We start from the raw sequence: 16818 nt of genomic DNA, 5'->3' as shown, positions 1-16818 counted from the left end.
TGAGTACGCTCATGAATGTGGGCGTCCAGGCTAGCCGAGGGAACTTCTCTGGTCCTCGATGGCTTGGCTGTTCAGGGCGCAGCCATTTCCTATTTTGCCTTCGCCTTGCCTGAGGAGTTGCTTTGGTGAAAAGCCAAACAGCTTTCGAAACGCCGTAATGAAGTTCGAGACATGGCTGTAGCCAGCGTGCTCCGCGGCTTCCTGCAGGGACAGGCTTCGCGCTTCTAGCTTCACCTTCGCCTCCTGCAACTTTCGCTCGCGCAGATAACGCTGCAGGCTCATGCCCAGCTCTTTCTTTGCCGCTCGCTGCAAGGTAGACACACTCATTCCCAACCTATCGGCGATGTCGGCAAGTGCCATCTCGTCCACCCTTTCATCCATCAGCAACATTTTCAGACGGGTCGGTTGTTCGTTGTGGCGCTGGCCACAGGCAAAGGCGATCTGCTGGATGTTGGTCATCAGACTCTCCCATACGGTGAGGGCGAATGCCTCTCTCATCAGCATCTCGGGGGCATTCTGACTGCTGGTGAGGTTCAAGGCTTCCGCTATCTGGCCAAGGTGTGGCGGCAGCGACCAGTCGAAGCGACTCAAGTGATGGTTGAATATGCGTTCGAACAGCGCGCGGTGCTTGCCGATCAGGTGGCGCTCAAGCCAGGGCAGGCTGAGCGACAAGACGATGCTGCGGCTGCGCACATGGGCCTTGGCGGCGCCCTGCACCATGTCAGGCTCGGCATAGAAGATGGCGGTGGCCACAATGGGATCGGACTTGTGAAAGCGGCAACCTCTGAGCCTGTGGGTAGCGCCATAGGTCATCAGCGCCCTGCTCTCGAGCGGGATGGCGATGATCAGCTGCGGCGGCAGCTCTCGCTGGGTGGCGAAATCGACCTTGTGAACGATGTCCTTGTTGTGGAAGAGGATGCCGTCCTGAATCATCAGGTTCTCGACTCTTCCGGTAAACAGGCCGCGTTTACGAACGCTGGTATCTCTTGCCACTGTGTCAGTCATGCTCACTTTGACCATTTCGAAATATTAAATGACCGAACCGCAAAACTACTGCGGATTCTTGGATGCTATATTAGCCCCCACAAAATCAAATGAAAATGATTATCATCTCTGTTTGGGGTCACTCTTTCTATGGTTGTCTTTAAGGATAAAGCGCTCAGCCCGCTTGCTCTGGCCGTCTCTGCCGCTCTGGCTGTCACTGTTGCTTCCCCGGCTCTGGCGGAAGAGCAGAACGTCGTCCCGGATGAAACCCTCGTTGTCTACGGCAACCCGCTTTACGGGATGGCGCCGTCGGAGGAGACCGGGGGTTACAGCGTCGACTCGGCCACCGTGGGTACCAAGACCCCGGCAGCCCTGAAAGACATTCCCCAGTCGATCACGGTGTTGACCAATGACTACATCAAAGAGCGCAACTTCGTGGCGGTGGACGATCTGGCCAAATACACGCCGGGCCTGCGCACCATGGTCAACGACAGCGGCCGCTCCTCCATCTTCTCGCGCGGCTACGAATACGATGAAGTGAGCCTCAACGGCTTGCCATCGCCCATGCAGAGCAAATTCGGCACCCTGCCGTCGCTGGCCGCCGTCGACCGCGTGGAGATCATGCGCGGCCCCTCCGGCTTGTTTAACAGCACCAGCGAACTGGGTGGCGTGATCAACATGGTGCTGAAGCGTCCGACCGACGAGTTCAAGGGCTCGGTCACGGCGCGCTATGGCAGTTGGGATCGGCACTATCTGGAAGCGGACATGGGGGGGGCGCTCAACGAGGAGGGCTCGGTGCTCGGCCGCTTCGTGGTGAGCAACGCCGACATCAAGAACCAGGTTGACTACAACAACAACGATAACGGGACCTACTACGGCACCCTGGAGTTCGAGCTGTCGGATCGCACCCTGCTGTCGGTCTATGCCCTGCATCAAACCAAGGACATACTGCCGACCAATGGCCTGCCGGCGTACAGCGATGGCAGCATGCTCGACATCAGTCGCAGCACCTACCTCGGTTCTGACGAAGATTTCTTCGACGCGAACACCACCGATGTGGGCGCTTCCCTCCAGCATGCCTTTGCCAACGGTGGCGTCGGCCAGCTCTCGGCCCGTTACATGGATCACGACATGCGCCTGGAGCAGACCTATACCAACGGCCCGGTGGATGCCGCGGGGAACACCGGGCTGATGTTCAATGCCCAGGCGAACCAGCAGCAGAACGTCGCGCTGGATGCCAACTACAGCCAGATGTTTGGCCTGCTTGGGCACAAGAGCGAGTTCGTGCTGGGGTCTGACTACAAGCACTATGAATCCGATATTCAGACCTATACCAACCGCAATATCGGCAAGATCAATGTGTTCAATTTCGATCCGACCACGGTCGCCAAGCCAAACTACCAGTACACCAAGAACGACCACGAAGAGAAGTCAGAACTGGGTCTGTATGGCAAGGTGACCTGGCGCTTGATGGAGCCGCTGGCCGTGATCACCGGGGCCCGTGTCTCCTGGTATGACACCGAGGTCGTCAGCACGACCCTCAGCTCGGGGGCGCAGAACAGCGAGTCGGGTGATTTCAATGGGAAATTCACTCCCTATGCGGGGGCCGTCTATGACCTGACCGATGAACACACCCTGTATGCCAGCTATTCAAAGGTGTTCAAGCCGCAGACCAGTCAGGATGAAAATGGTGACATGTTGGCGCCTCGTGAGGGCAGCCAGTGGGAAACCGGCATCAAGTCATCCCTGCTGGATGGCCAGCTCAACACCCGAGCGACCGCCTTCCTGATGAAGGACAATAACATCGCGGCCCAGGCCTATGACGAGCAGGGGATCGCCATTTCCAATACCTACTGGGCGACCGGCAAGGTCGACACCCAAGGGGTGGAGCTGGAGGCGACCGGCTATCTGAGCCAGAACTGGATGGTCATGACGGGTTATACCTTTACCGATATCGAGGAGAAATCCGGTGATCACAACCCGAAATTCGATGCGATCCCGCGCCACTCCCTGTCCCTCTGGACCGACTACCATCTGGCGGACTGGGTACCGGGCCTGCACCTGGGTGGCGGGATGACGGCGGTCAGCGACTACTCCTTCAACCAGAATGGGGTCACGACCCATCAGGGGGGCTATGCCCTGTTTGATGCGGCCGTGCGCTACGACATCACGGACAAGATGCAGGCGACCCTGAATGTCTACAACATCTTCGATCGCGAGTACTTCTATCGTGTCGGCTCGACGACCACCTTCAACATGTACGGCGAACCGGCCAATTTGATGGCGGGCTTTACCTACAAGCTGTAACGGCAATCGGCAACAGGGCCCGATGGCGCTGTTGCCGATTATCTGTGCCGCCCGGCGAACCCTGCGCCAGAGGCCGCGCCAGAGGCTTATCCATGACGCTCAACTCTGGTATGACTCAATGAAACCACTCATCACCTTGCTACTCACTATGCTCAGTCTCTCTTCTGCCCAGGCAGACATGCTCCACTATGCCCAGCGCTTTACTCATCACTCGACCCTGCTCAATGAGGCGCGGCAATACAGCGTCTATCTGCCAGAGGGCTATGAACGGCAGCCGCAGCAGCGCTTTCCCGTGCTCTATCTGCTCGATGGAGAGAAATTTCTGTTGCAGGTCGCGGGCATCACCCAGGCGCTGCGTGCCGGACTGAATCCGGCGATCCCGTCTCTCATCATCGTGGCCGTTCACAACACGGACAGGATGCGGGATTACACGCCGAGCCATACCATGGTGCTGCCCAATGGCGAGCCAGCGGGGGCCGGTTATGCCAAGACGGGTGGCGGCCCGGCGTTTATGCAATACCTGACTCGGGAGCTGCGCCCGCTCATCGAGGGCCGGTATCGCACCGCCTCGCCGGCCCTGCTGGTGGGTCACTCGCTCGGCGGCTTGCTGACGCTGGATACGGTGGCAAACGACAGCGGCCTGTTTCAGGGATACATCGCCCTGGATGCCAGCCTGTGGTTCGATTATCCGCACAACTACCAGCGCATCGAGCGGGCCCTGACCCACCCGCTCAAGCACGCATCATCGCTGTTTATCGCGGTGGCCAACAACCCGTTCACGCCGGGATTCGGTCGCTCCGAGTTTCACCGGGACCACCTGCGGCAGTTTGCCCGGCGCGTGGCGGCACAACCCGCCGAAAACCTGAACGTCACCAGCCGATACTACGAGGAGGAAGATCATCATTCGGTTTATCACCTGGCGGTCTATCAGGGGCTGCAGTGGCTGTTTCGAGGCTACCGGCTGGATCTGACGCCGGGTGCCTTCAGCCGGCAGGCGGTCATAGCCCGTTACGAGTCCCTGAACCGGCAGCTCGGCAGCCAGCTTCGCCCTGAGCAGGAGAACTTGTTGGATATCAGGGACAAGGCCACCCGCTGGCCCCAGATGCAGATCTCCCCGGCGGAGGCCAGCGCCCTGCTTGACCACTACTACGGGCAATGATGAAGATGAGGGGCGTGCCCTGACAGGCGCCGCCATTTGCCAACCTCGGACTGTCGGGGCGGCCAGCCCCCTCTTCATGCTTCGGATGAACTGCGCCTGATACCGGCTGGTTAGGGGGATAATGCCTATTTATCCGCCTTGCCGGCGGCATCGGCCAGGCTGGCCAGCCGCTTGTCGAGCCAGCGCACTGCCCGTCCCTCATCTTCCGCCCGCTCCTTGCGCCGGATGGCGTTGCGCACCAGCATGGCCCCCAGCCAGCGGATGGGTTCCGGCGGGAAGTAGCCGCGCGGGCCGCCGACCAGGGCGCAGTGGCGCCAGGGGGCATCCTCTTCCCGTTTGTCTTCCCTGACCAGGGCCGCCAGGATGCGGCCGCCGATCCAGCTCTGGGCCACGCCGTTGCCCGAATAACCGAGGCCGTAGACGATGTTGGCGGAGTGGCGCCAGTGGCCGAAGAAGGGCAGGCCATCCACCGAGCGATCCGAGGCGCCGCACCAGCTGGCGGCAATGGGTACCTGTGCCAGCGCGGGGAAGAAGCGGCGCAGCGCCAGGGTCAGCGGGGCCAGATAGCGACTCGGCCGATCGAAGTCGGCCAGGTAGCGGTTGGCGAAGGCGAAGCGGTTGCCCCCCTTGCCGAGCATGAGGCGGCCATCCGGGGTCGAGCGATGGTAGTAGACGAAGGTACGCCCATCCACCACGCTGCGACCGTGATCCATCTGCTGGCGGGCCAGTGGCTCCGGCGCCGGCTCCGTGATCACCATGTCCGAGGAGACCAGCACTATGCTGCGGCGAAACTCGGCGAAGTGATCCACCATGGCGCCGTTGAGGGCCAGCACCACCCGCCCGGCCTGTACTTCCCCCTGCGGGGTCAGGATGCGGGCCGGTTGCCCCGTCTCCAGGCGTAACATGGGGCTATTTTCATACACCTCCACCCCCAGCTCCCGGGCGACCCGCAGCAGCCCGCGCACCAGCAGGGCGGGCTGCACCGAGCCCCCGTGGGGGCTGAACACCCCCTCCAGGTGCGCCGACGAGCCACACTGCCCGGCCAGATCCTGCTCCGCTATCGGCCGCCACTGGTTCAGCCCGGCCTGCTCCAGCTGGCTCATGATGGGCGTCATGCCGCCGCGCTGGACCTCGCTGGTGGCGGTGTAGCAGCTGCCCTCCACCCGCAGCTGGGCTTCGATGCCGTGCGCCGCGCAGAAATTGGCTATCTCGTGCACCGCCTGTTCCGAGGTACGCACCAGCCAGGCGGCCTGCTGCTCGCCAAAGCGTTGGCGCAGGCTGGGGTACTTGGCCGACCAGGTGAGCAGGCAGCCGCCGTTGCGACCGGAGGCGCCGCTGCCGCACAGCCCCTTCTCCAGCACCAGGATGCGCAGACCGGGCTCCGCCTGTTTGAGGTGGATGGCGCACCAGAGCCCGGTGAAGCCGCCGCCGACGATGCAGACGTCGGCCTGCAACTGGCCCCGCAGCGGGGTGGGCTCGGGAGGGGCTTCGGTGGCGAGGGCCTCGGCCAGCCAGAAGGGGTGGGGTTGGCTCATGGAATCTCCTTGGTGGTTGCTCATGGGTGGCGCCAGCGCTGGGTGCGCTCCAGCAGGGTGCGACTGAGGTAGAGCTGCAGCAGCTTGATGCCGGCGGCGGCCAGCAGGATCAGGGTGGCCATGGCAGCGGCCGCCGCGGTATCTCCCGAGTCTTCCATGTTGAGCACGGCGATGGAGGCCAGCACGCTGTCGCTGGAGTAGAGGAAGATCACCGCCGAGGTGGTGGTCATGGCGTTGACGAACAGGTAGATGAAGATCTCCAGCAGGGCGGGCAGGCTGGCGGGCAGGGTGACGCGCCAGAACGCCTTGAGCAGCGGGATGCGCAGGGAGATGGCGACCAGCTCCAGCTCCTTTGGCAACTGCTTGAGGCTGGTCAGCGCCGTCATGTGACCCACGGTGTAGTAGTGGATGATGCAGGAGAGCACCATCAATGGCAGGGTGCCATACAGGCCGCCCAGCAGGCTGTCGGCCCGGTTGAAGAAGAAGATGTAACCCAGCCCGAGCACCATGCCGGGCACGGCCAGGGAGAGCATGGCGAGCAGGTGCATCAGCTGGCGCAGCGGGGCGAAGTGGCGTCCCTTCTCCTGCGCCCAGGCCAGCACCATGATGAGCAGGGTGCCGGTGATGGCGGTGAGGGCACCGAGCTTGAGGGTGTTGAGGAAGGGCTGCCAGCCGTAGACGCTGTTGCTGTCGAAGGCGTAGTGCTCCAGCGTCAGTGTCAGGTTGTAGGGCCAGAACTGCACCAGGGAGCCGTACACTGCCATGCCGACCAGGGCCAGGAACAGCAGGGCCCAGAGGCCGCACCAGAGCAGCGCCAGCAGATCCCGCAGCCGATGGGGCGTGGGGCTATAGGGCACGGCCTTGCTGTTGCTCTGCTCCTGCATCTTGCTGCGCACCCTGTGCTCCAGCGCAAAGCTGAGCAGCGCCGGCAGCAGCAGGGTCACGCTGGCGACCGCCCCCAGGGAGAAGTTCTGCATGCCGATCACCTGGCGATAGATGTCGGTGGCCAGCACGCTGTACTGGCCGCCGATCACCTTGGCCACCCCGAAGTCGCAGATGGTCAGGGTGAACACGGCGATGGCCGCGCTCAGCAGGCCGTAGCGGGCGGTCGGCAGGGTGACGGTGAGGAAGGTGCGCCAGGCGGGGCTGCCCAGCACCCTGGCGGCCTCGTAGAGGCGGGCATCGCTGTGACCCAGCGCCGTGACCAGGATCATCAGGGCATGGGGGAAGCACCAGAAGCCGAGGCCGATGACGATGCCGATGGGGCCATAGATGCTCTCGCCCCCCAGCAGTTCCTTGGCGACGCCCTGGTTGCCGAACCAGTAGACCAGGCTGATGGCGGGCAACAGGGAGGGCATCAGCAGCGGGATGAGGCCGATCAACTTAAACAGGGGCTTGCCGGGCATGCAGGTGCGGGTGAGGGCATAGGCATAGCCGAAGGCGATGCAGACCACCAGCGTGGTGATGAGCAGGCCGAGCCAGAGGGTGTTGCCTATGGTGCGGGTCAGGTTGGGGGAGAGGAAGTAGTCCCGAAAGTTCGCGAGCCCCACCCAGTTGCCGTCCATGTCCTGCAGGCTCTTTTGCAGCATGGCGAGCAGGGGCAGCAGCAGGCCGCCGACCAGCAGGGCTATGCCCAGCAACAGCAGCGCCAGCTGGATGGCCCGATCGCGGCTCCCGCCGGCGAGGGCGCGTCGCCACCAGGGATGGACGGGACGGGGAGCGAGGAGGGGGGCGTGCAGGGGGGCGGTCATGGGGCAGCCTCCTCAAACAGCTGCATGGCGTCGGCGGGCCAGTGCAGGGTGCAGGCCATGCCACTGCGCCAGTCGCTGCCCCCATCGTTGGGGCCTTGCACCAGCACCCGCTGGGGGCCCAGATAGGTTTGTGCCACGCAGATCAGCCGCTGGGCGGCGCCGAGAAACTCCACCTGTGCTATCTCGGCCTGCAGCCCTTGCCGCGCCGGGGGCGCCAGGCTGATAGCCTCGGGCCGGATGGCCAGCTGCAGCTTGCTGCCGGCGGCCGCCCGGTTCGCCAGGGTGAGCGGCTGCTCGTTGAGCCGCACCTGCTTCGGGCTCAGCACCAGGGCATCGAGGAAGTTCATGCTGCCGACGAAGCTGGCCACGAAGCGGCTCACTGGCTGGTGGTAGATCTGCCTTGGCGTGCCTATCTGCACTATGGTGCCTCCCTCCATCACCACTATGCGATCCGCCATGGTCAGCGCCTCCTCCTGATCGTGGGTCACCATGATGGTGGTGATGCCGAGGCGTTGCTGCAGGGCGCGGATCTCGCTGCGCAGGTGGGTGCGCACCTGGGCATCGAGCGCACTCAGGGGCTCATCGAGCAGCAGCAGGCCGGGGGAGAGCGCCAGCGCCCTGGCCAGGGCGACCCTCTGCTGCTGGCCGCCGGAGATCTGGCTCGGGTATTTGTGGGACTGGGCGCCGAGGCCGACCAGTTCCAGCCAGTGTTGGACCGTCTCCCTGATCCGCGCCTTGTCGAGGCGCTGGTTCTGCAGGCCGAAGGCGATGTTGTCCGCCACCGTCAGGTTGGGGAACAGGGCATAGGACTGGAACACTATGCCGAAATCCCGCTGCTGGGGCGGCAGCAGGGAGATGTCGCGACCCCCCTGCCAGATCTCGCCACTGCCCGGCAGATCCAGCCCGGCGATCGCCCGCAGCAGGGTGGTCTTGCCGCAGCCGGAGGGGCCGAGGAAGCAGACGAACTCCCCCTGCTCGATGGCGAGGGAGATGTCCTTGAGGGCCTGGAAGGCCCCGAAGTGCTTGTTGAGGTGTTTGATATCCAGATAGGGCCGGGTCATGATCAGACTCACTGCTGGTTTGGTATATACCAGTTTGAGTTTGAAGTGTGACCGAGGGATGACGGAAAGATGACAGGGCGGTGATGGCGGGTGACTCCCGCTCAGGGGGGCTAGCAAAGAACAAGGCCGGTTGAGGCCGGCCTTGTATTTGGGGTCACGGCGATGCCTCGCCCTTACTGCTTGGCCTCCGACTTGCCGTCGAAGCTGGCGGTCCACTGGGTCAGGATGGCGTTGCGCTCCCGGGCAGCCCAGGCGAAGTCATTCTTGATCATCTGGCCGTTGATGTCGGCCGGGTAGCCGGCCCTGGGCTTGGCCACCTGGGGGATGGCCACCACGGCGAAGGACTGGTTGTAGAGGCTGTTGGCCTGCTCGGTGGCGGCGAAGTCGAGCAACTGTCTGGCGGCTTCCAGCCTGGCGGTGCCCTTGATGATGGCCGCGGCCTCCATGTCCCAGCCGGAGCCTTCGCTCGGGAACAGCACCTCGATGGGGGCACCCTTGCTCTTGAGGCTGGTGGCCGGGAAGTCGAACGAGATGCCGACCACCGTCTCGCCGCTGGCCGCCAGCTTGCAGGGGGCCGAGCCGGAATGGGTGTAGCGATCGATGTTCTGGTGCAAGCCGCTCATGAACTGCCAGCCCTGCTGCTCACCCATGGTCTGCAGCCAGCCCGCCACGCTCAGGAAGCCGGTGCCGGAGGAGCTGGGGTTGGGCATGATCACCTTGCCCTTGTAGATGGGCTTGGTCAGGTCGGCCCAGCTCCGGGGGGCCGGGATCCCCTGCTTCTCGGCCTCGACCTTGTTGAAGCAGATGGCGCTGAAGAAGGCATCCAGCCCAATCCAGTGCGGCTCGGCCCTGGGATCGCGGAAGCGGCTGTCGAGTTTGTCCAGCCCCTTGGGGGCGTAACCCGCCAGCATCTGCTGCTGATCGAGCTGCATCAGACTGGTGGCCGCCAGGCCCCAGACCACGTCGGCCCTGGGCTGGGCCTTCTCGGCCAGCAGCCGGGCCGTGACCACGCCGGTGGAGTCCCGTACCCACTTGATGTTGATGTCGGGGTGCTGGCGCTCGAAGGCGGTCTTCAGCTCACTGAGCTGCTCCGGCTCGAAGGCGGTGTAGACGGTGAGATCGGTCGCGGCCATCACCGGGGCTGTCATGGCGGCCAGCAGCGCGCTCGCCAGCAAGGGGGTTCCCTGTTTCATCCTCTTCTCCATCAAAGTTGGTATAAACCAGATTGGTCGAAGCAGAGGCTAGGCAATCTTTATGACGCTCAGGTGACGGCCGTGTGACGTTTTGATGAGCTCAATCCAGGGTGTCGACCTCGATCTCCAGGCTGTCGTGGCGCCAGTATTCCAGATCGAAGTCGAGCACCCGCCCGTGCTGATCGAAGTTGAGTCGCTCCAGGCGCAGGGCGGGCAAGCCGGCGGTGGCACCCAGCGCTTTGGCCACCTCGTCGGGCAGGGCGGTGGGGAAGAAGCGCACCTGCATGCGGGCGTAGTGCAGGCCGTAATGCGCCTGGTAGAGCTCGGTCAGGCTGCCGGCCAGGTCCAGCTCGAGCAGGCCGGGCACCCGCTCCGGCAGGCAGTGGTTCTCGCAGTAACAGATGGCGCGCCCGTTGGCATAACGCAGCCGCTTGAGCAGGAAGAGGCTGTCAAAGGGCCTGAGCTGGAGCCGGCTCAGCAGGGCCGGCGGCACCGCCTGGCGGCTCTTCTCCAGCAGCTCGGTGCGTGGCTCACCGCCCTGCTCACGCACTATCTGGTGGAAGTTGGAGGTGCGTCTTGGGTTGAGGCGAAAGCGCGGCGGGGTGACGAACCAGCCCCGCCGATCCTCCCGATAGATGAGGCCGTTGGCCTCCAGTTGCACCAGGGCCTCGCGAATGGTGACCCGGGTGGTGCCATAGAGTTCCCCCAGCAGCCGCTCGGAGGGGAGCTTGTCGTTGGCCTGCAAGCCTCCTGCCTGGATCTGGGTGGCGAGGGCATCCTTGATCTGCAGGTACTGCGGTTTGCTCATGGTGATCCTTGTCGGTGTCAAAGTGCTTGGTAGAGACCAGTTCTGGTCACTCCGCTCGGGATGACTAGATTATCGCGATGAGGGCGCCGAAAATGAATTTTTTGTTGCACGATAGGGCACCCCTTTGACCTGGGAGGGGGAGTTATCCAGAATATGCTCAATCTGGTATATACCAAATGGAGCAAGCCATGACCCACATTCCTGCAGCCCCCGCTGCCGTCGATTACCTGCTGTTGACCCCGGGCCCCCTCTCGACGACCCCCACGGTGCGCGCCGCCATGCTGCAAGACAGCTGCACCTGGGATGCGGACTACAACCTGGGGGTGGTGGAGCCCATCCGCCGCGAGCTGGTGCGGCTGGCGACCACCCCGGAACAGGCGGCCGACTACGGCGCCGTGCTGCTGCAGGGCAGTGGCAGCTATGTGGTGGAGAGCGTGCTGGGCTCGGCGCTGGGGGCCGATGATGGCCTGCTGATCGTCAATAACGGCGCCTACGGCGCCCGCATGGGGGAGATGGCGCGCTGCCTCGGCCTGCGTCACCTCGAGCTCGACTGCGGGGAGACGGCCCGGCCCGAGGTCGAGGCCATCGAGTCTCTGCTCGGCCGGCACCCGGAGATCACCCACCTGGCCATGGTGCACTGCGAGACCACCACCGGCATGCTCAACCCGCTGGAGGAGGTGGCGGCGCTGTGCCGGCGCCGTGGCATTCGCCTCATCGTCGATGCCATGAGCAGCTTTGGCGGCATCCCCATCGATCTGGGCCGCCTCGGCATCGAGTTTCTCATCAGCTCCGCCAACAAGTGCATCCAGGGGGTGCCGGGCTTTGGCTTCGTCATCGCCCGCCGCGCCGCGCTGGCGGCCTGCGCCGGACGGGCCCGCTCCGTCTCCCTCGATCTGCACGCCCAGTGGCAGACCATGGAGCAGCAGGGGGGCAAGTGGCGCTTCACCTCGCCGACCCACACAGTGCTGGCCTTCGCCCAGGCATTGCGGGAGCTGGAGCAGGAGGGAGGGATCGCCGCCCGTCATCGGCGCTATCAGGAGAACCAGCGTACCCTGGTCGCCGGCATGGCGACCCTGGGATTTGAGCCCCTGCTGCCCGCGCCCTGGCAATCCCCCATCATCACCGCCTTCCATTCGCCGACCCATCCCGACTACCGCTTCGCCGATTTTTATCAGCGCCTCAAGGGCCAGGGCTTCGTCATCTACCCGGGCAAGGTCTCCCAGGCGGACTGTTTCCGCATCGGCAACATCGGCGATGTGAGCCCGGCCCGGGTGCGCGAACTGCTGGCCGTCATGGCCGCAGCCTGCTACTGGCAGGAGGGCGCGCTATGAGCAGCCATGCCAGCCTGCCCGGCGGCGGCCTCGCCGATACCGAAGGGGACATCAACCTGGGGGAGGCGCGCCAGCGCTGGTGGGCGGCGCAAAGCGAGCCGGTACGGGAAGGGCTGGCCGAGGATGGCCGCTATTTTCTGCATCAGGCGCTCTCCACCCCCTGTCTGGATCTGCTGGCGGGGGCGCAGGGGACTGTGTTGACCAGCGTCTCCGGCAAGCAGTACCTCGACTTTCATGGCAACAGCGTCCATCAGCTCGGTCACGGTCACCCTCGCGTGGTAGCCAGGGTGCAGCAGCAGCTGGCGGATCTGCCCTTTGCCCCGCGCCGCTACACCCACCCGGTCGCCATCGAGTGCGCCCGCACCCTGGCGGAGCTGGCGCCGGGGGATCTCAACCGGGTGCTGTTCGCCCCAGGTGGCAGCGAGGTGGTGGGGATAGCCCTCAAGCTCGCCCGCTTCATCACCGGCAACAGCAAGGTGGTGTCGCTGTGGGATGCCTTTCACGGCGCCTCCCTCGACGCCATCTCGGTCGGCGGCGAGGCCTGTTTCCGGGCGGGGATGGGACCGCTGATGGCCGGGGTCGAGCGGATTCCGCCCCCCACCCGCTATCGCGGCGTCTGGTATCGCGGCGAGGGGGAGGATCTGCACTACGCCGACTACCTCGAGTACGTGATCGAGAAGGAGGGGGGCATTGGCGCCTTCATCGCCGAGCCCATCCGCAACACCGACGTGCAGGTGCCGTCGCGGGCCTACTGGCAGCGGATCCGCGAGATCTGCGATCGCCACAAGGTGCTGCTGATCGTCGACGAGATCCCCAACGCCCTCGGTCGCACCGGCCACTGGTTCAGCTTCGAACAGTTCGGCATCGAGCCCGACATCATCTGCCTCGGCAAGGGGCTGGGGGGCGGCGTGGTGCCGTTTGCCGCCCTCATCACCCGGGATCGCTTCAATCAGGCGGCCGCCATCTCCCTCGGTCACTATACCCACGAGAAGAGCCCCATCGGCTGCGCGGCGGCGCTCGCCACCATAGCGGTGATCCGGGAGGAGGGGCTGTTGGCCAAGGTGCGGGAGGATGCGCTCTTTATGGAGCGAGAGTTGACGGCACTGATCGACCGTCATCCGCTGATCGGCCAGGTACGGGGAACCGGCCTGCTGTGGGCGCTGGATCTGGTGGAAGATCACCAGAGCCGGACCCGGGCCAGCCAGGCGGCGGAACAGGTGCTCTACCGCTGTTTGGCACTTGGCTTGAGTTTCAAGGTATCCCAGGGCAATGTCATCCAACTCTCTCCCCCACTCACGGTCAGTCGTGCCGAACTCGCGCACGCCATCGTCATTCTCGATCTGGCGCTCGGCCAGGTCGAAGCCTCACTGGAACAGGAAAACCCCCATGTCTGCCAAACAACTGTCTGTTAAACCAGAGTCTGATGTACAAGCGCTGATCCTCGACTGGGCCGGCACCGTGGTCGATTTCGGCTCCTTCGCGCCGACCTCCATCTTCGTGGAGGCCTTCGCCCGGGCCTACGACTTCCCCGTCACTCTGGACGAGGCGCGCCAGCCCATGGGCCTTGGCAAGTGGGATCACATCGCGACCCTGGGTCGCCTGCCCTCGGTGGATGCCCGCTGGCAGGCCCGCTTCGGCCACCCCATGAGTCGGGAGGAGGTGGATCACCTCTACCACACCTTCATGCCGCTGCAGATCGCCGCCGTGGCCCGCTTTGCCGCCCCCATCCCCGGCGTCTTGCCGGTGCTGGCGCGCCTGCGCGGGCAGGGGCTGCGCATCGGCTCCTGCTCAGGTTATCCCCGCCCGGTGATGGAGGCCCTGGTGCCGGCGGCGGCTGAGCACGGCTATCGCCCGGATCACTGGGTGGCCACCGACGATCTCAAGGCCGGCGGTCGTCCCGGCCCCTGGATGGCGCTGGCCAACGTGATTGAACTGGGGATCGATGCCGTGCATCGCGCCATCAAGGTGGACGATGCGGTGCCCGGCATTGCCGAGGGGCTGAACGCCGGCATGTGGACCGTGGGGCTGGTGGTCTCCGGCAACGAATTTGGCGCCACCTGGGAGGAGTTTTCGGCCATGAGTGACGACGAGATCACCGCGCGGCGCGCCCCGGCCGAGACCAAGTTGCGGCAGGCGGGCGCCCACTATGTGATAGCCACCCTGGCCGATATCGAGCCGGTGATTGCCGATATCAACCGCCGTCTGGCGAGCGGGGAGCGTCCCGCCTGACACGACCATGAGGGGCGCGATGAACTCGCTGCGCCGAGTGATGATGAAGCAAGGCGCCCACCCGGGCGCCTTGCTTCATTGGTCTGACCCTAGGCCAGACAGACCCTGCCAAGCCACGTGGCCCTCCCTCAGAGAGGGGGATTGCACCGCTCGGGGGACCAGGGATAGGGTGATGCAGGTTTAATGTAGTGATGTTTCCGTGGTTTTTAAGTTCATTTGGTGTGAATTAAACATAAACATCCATACAATATATTGTAAAAATTAATTTTTCTGAAATTTTATGGAATCTGTCAGATCTGACCACCGGTGGTACCCTCCACCTATCCCTACAATCCAAGTGACTCAAGCACCTGGTTTTTTTCGTTTTTGTAGCACACATGTTTCACGTTATTAACATGTGATTCAGCACCCATTGGGGTTCATGCTGAACAATATGGCTACCGTTTGAAAGCAGCATCATGACATGGATACATCTGACGCATTAGATTTCATCTCCCGGTTCGATCAAGCCGGCGATGAACGCACCATAGTGGCGCTGTTGCGCCAATTGACGGTACAAATGGGGTTTGATCATTTCCGACTGGCCCTTATTTTTCCCAATACCATACAGCGACCGGATGTCACCATCTTCAACGGCTGCCCGCCTGCCTGGGTGGAGGCCTATACCAAGGCAAATTTTTTTGCGATAGATCCGGTCGTGCTACGCGGCATGGTGCAGAGCACCCCCATCCTGTGGGCGGATCTCATGGAGGAAGGGGCCTGTGATGAGCAGAGCCTGGCGGTCATGAGGCTGGCACAGGAGGCAGGGCTACGCGACGGCATCACCTTCCCCTGGCATGGTGCAAACGGCCATGTCGGCCTGCTCTCCCTGATCACCCGTGAACCCCGTACCGAGCAGCAGTGGCTGGCCGCCGTGCCGGCGCTGACCTGGCTCTCCATGCATATCTTCGAAGCCGTGGCGCGGGTGTGTCTGGTGGGCTTGTCTCCCCATGATGCCCTGAGCCTGCGTGAGCTGGAGGTGTGCCGCTGGGCGGCCGAGGGCAAACAGAGCAGTGACATAGCGCAGATACTCGGCATTACCCCGCGCACTGTGACATTCCATCTGAACAATGTGGTCGCCAAGCTGGGGGCAAGCAGCAAGTGTCAGGCGATTTCCTGGGCGCTCAAGCAGGGGGTCGTCAGGCTGAATGTCGAGCTGGCCTCGGTCGCCAATGTGGATGAGCGGTAGTGATTTAGTCTGCATGGCGCAACTGTTTGCGCGATGTACAAGATATTGCACTGGTCAGGCAACGGGTGGTGGTTTAAAGAATGGAAAACCACAACTTGTTGCGCCGCGAGGCTGGGCGCTTGAAGTGCTGTTTTTATAACATATTGAAATAATTGAATTAAATGGAGTGGCATGGTCGCTGCTAATGGTTAGGTCGAGTGTCATTACCGTTCAACCAATCAGGAGCATACTCATGCCAACTCCATGTTATATCAGCATCGAAGGTAAAACCCAGGGCAACATCACCGCCGGTGCCTTCACCTCCGACTCCGTCGGCAACATCTTCGTGCAGGGCCATGAAGACGAGATGCTGGTGCAAGAGTTCCAGCACGTCGTTACCGTACCGACCGATCCACAATCCGGTCAGCCGGCTGGCCAGCGTGTCCACAAGCCGTTCAAATTCACCGTCGCGCTGAACAAGGCCGTGCCGCTGATGTACAACTCCCTGGCCTCCGGCGAGATGTTGCCGAAAGTGACCCTGAAGTGGTACCGCACCTCGGTCGAAGGCAAGCAGGAGCACTTCTTCTCTACCGTGCTGACCGATGCCACCATCGTCGACATCGACTGCCAGATGCCCCACTGCCAGGATCCGGCGAAGTCTGACTTCACCCAGCTGATCCAGGTCTCCCTGGCCTACCGCAAGATCGATTGGGAACATACCGTTGCAGGTACCTCGGGTGCCGATGACTGGCGTGCCCCGATCGAGGCTTGATCCTCGATTTTGTAGCAGGTCCTTCCTTGTAGTGCATTTTTGGGCCTGGCCGTCGCAGTGTCAGCGATGGTCAGGCCTGTGCAAGCTTTCTCCAGCCTGTCTCAGGGATTTGGCTGGAGCTTTTGTATTTTGCCATATGACCGCTGGCATCGGTCTTATTGCAAAGCACAACAGAGGTCAGTCGTGATGTGTCCCACTATTGCATTGCTCGGTGATATCGGCACCGACCACGAGGGGTTCCACCCCTCTCCGGTGATTGCCGCGAGCCCGAATGTCTTCCTCGACGGCAAGCCGGTGGCCCGTCAGGGCGACCCGCTGGCACCCCACGACAAACCCAACAATCCTCCTCATCCGCGCAGCATCTCGGGTGGCGTTGGCTCAGTGCTGGTGAACGGCAAGCCCATCGCGGTGACCGGTACCGCCATCGGTTGCGGCGGCGTGGTGATTGGTTCGGGCAGTGGACAGGCAGGATAAGGAACCC

General features: G+C 63.2%; 14 protein-coding genes. 8 read left to right on the top strand and 6 right to left on the bottom strand.

Going from position 1 to position 16818, the window contains the following annotated elements; translation table 11 throughout:
• Positions 1-30: 30 nt before the first annotated feature.
• Complete coding sequence (locus EL255_RS16340; RefSeq protein WP_232018877.1) at positions 31-1005, bottom strand: helix-turn-helix transcriptional regulator; 975 nt, start codon at positions 1003-1005, stop codon at positions 31-33.
• A 129-nt stretch (positions 1006-1134) separates the two neighbouring features.
• Between EL255_RS16340 and EL255_RS16335 the strand changes: the two genes are divergently transcribed.
• Both EL255_RS16335 and EL255_RS16330 read left to right on the top strand, forming a co-directional pair.
• Complete coding sequence (locus EL255_RS16335; RefSeq protein WP_042654123.1) at positions 1135-3291, top strand: TonB-dependent siderophore receptor; 2157 nt, start codon at positions 1135-1137, stop codon at positions 3289-3291.
• A gap of 118 nt (positions 3292-3409) precedes the next feature.
• Entirely contained in the window at positions 3410-4450 is a 1041-nt protein-coding gene (locus tag EL255_RS16330; RefSeq protein WP_042654122.1) for an alpha/beta hydrolase, read from the top strand.
• 125 nt (positions 4451-4575) lie between these two features.
• Here the strand turns inward: EL255_RS16330 and EL255_RS16325 are convergent, their stop codons facing one another.
• From EL255_RS16325 to phnR, 5 genes are all read right to left on the bottom strand, one after another.
• Positions 4576-5985, bottom strand: a complete 1410-nt coding sequence (locus EL255_RS16325; protein WP_042654121.1) for an FAD-dependent oxidoreductase — start codon at positions 5983-5985, stop codon at positions 4576-4578.
• Positions 5986-6005: 20 nt separating this feature from the next.
• Positions 6006-7736 carry a putative 2-aminoethylphosphonate ABC transporter permease subunit gene (locus EL255_RS16320; protein ID WP_042654120.1) on the bottom strand — a complete coding sequence of 577 codons (1731 nt, stop codon included), beginning with the start codon at positions 7734-7736 and terminating at the stop codon, positions 6006-6008.
• Complete coding sequence (locus tag EL255_RS16315) at positions 7733-8797, bottom strand: putative 2-aminoethylphosphonate ABC transporter ATP-binding protein (RefSeq protein WP_042654119.1); 1065 nt, start codon at positions 8795-8797, stop codon at positions 7733-7735. Before EL255_RS16315 ends, EL255_RS16320 begins: the two co-directional genes overlap by 4 nt.
• A 173-nt stretch (positions 8798-8970) precedes the next feature.
• Positions 8971-9990: a putative 2-aminoethylphosphonate ABC transporter substrate-binding protein gene (locus EL255_RS16310; protein WP_084228372.1), complete on the bottom strand. Its 1020-nt coding sequence runs from the start codon at positions 9988-9990 to the stop codon at positions 8971-8973.
• Between the two features lie 100 nt (positions 9991-10090).
• Positions 10091-10798, bottom strand: coding sequence for a phosphonate utilization transcriptional regulator PhnR (phnR, locus tag EL255_RS16305; RefSeq protein WP_042654117.1), 708 nt, complete (start codon positions 10796-10798; stop codon positions 10091-10093).
• A gap of 188 nt (positions 10799-10986) precedes the next feature.
• On the opposite strand from phnR, the gene phnW reads away from it, so the two are divergent.
• The 6 genes from phnW to EL255_RS16275 all read left to right on the top strand — a co-directional run bounded on the left by phnW (position 10987) and on the right by EL255_RS16275 (position 16811).
• The gene (gene phnW, locus EL255_RS16300; RefSeq protein ID WP_042654116.1) at positions 10987-12129 is read left to right on the top strand and encodes a 2-aminoethylphosphonate--pyruvate transaminase; all 1143 of its coding nucleotides are present in this window, start codon (positions 10987-10989) and stop codon (positions 12127-12129) included.
• Complete coding sequence (locus tag EL255_RS16295; protein WP_042654115.1) at positions 12126-13541, top strand: aspartate aminotransferase family protein; 1416 nt, start codon at positions 12126-12128, stop codon at positions 13539-13541. Before phnW ends, EL255_RS16295 begins: the two co-directional genes overlap by 4 nt.
• Positions 13516-14358: a phosphonoacetaldehyde hydrolase gene (gene phnX, locus EL255_RS16290; RefSeq protein WP_042654114.1), complete on the top strand. Its 843-nt coding sequence runs from the start codon at positions 13516-13518 to the stop codon at positions 14356-14358. Before EL255_RS16295 ends, phnX begins: the two co-directional genes overlap by 26 nt.
• Before the next feature lie 463 nt (positions 14359-14821).
• Complete coding sequence (locus tag EL255_RS16285; protein ID WP_042654113.1) at positions 14822-15586, top strand: LuxR family transcriptional regulator; 765 nt, start codon at positions 14822-14824, stop codon at positions 15584-15586.
• Between the two features lie 232 nt (positions 15587-15818).
• Positions 15819-16337: a type VI secretion system effector Hcp1 gene (hcp1, locus tag EL255_RS16280; protein ID WP_010634822.1), complete on the top strand. Its 519-nt coding sequence runs from the start codon at positions 15819-15821 to the stop codon at positions 16335-16337.
• Positions 16338-16523: 186 nt separating this feature from the next.
• A complete protein-coding gene (locus EL255_RS16275) occupies positions 16524-16811 on the top strand; it encodes a type VI secretion system PAAR protein (RefSeq protein ID WP_042653499.1) in 288 nt (95 codons plus the stop codon).
• The last annotated feature ends 7 nt before the right edge of the window (positions 16812-16818 follow it).

Source organism: Aeromonas encheleia, from assembly GCF_900637545.1.
GTDB lineage: Bacteria > Pseudomonadota > Gammaproteobacteria > Enterobacterales > Aeromonadaceae > Aeromonas > Aeromonas encheleia.
The sequence above is the reverse complement of the archived record's forward strand: the minus strand, read 5'-3'. Positions and strand labels throughout refer to the sequence as shown.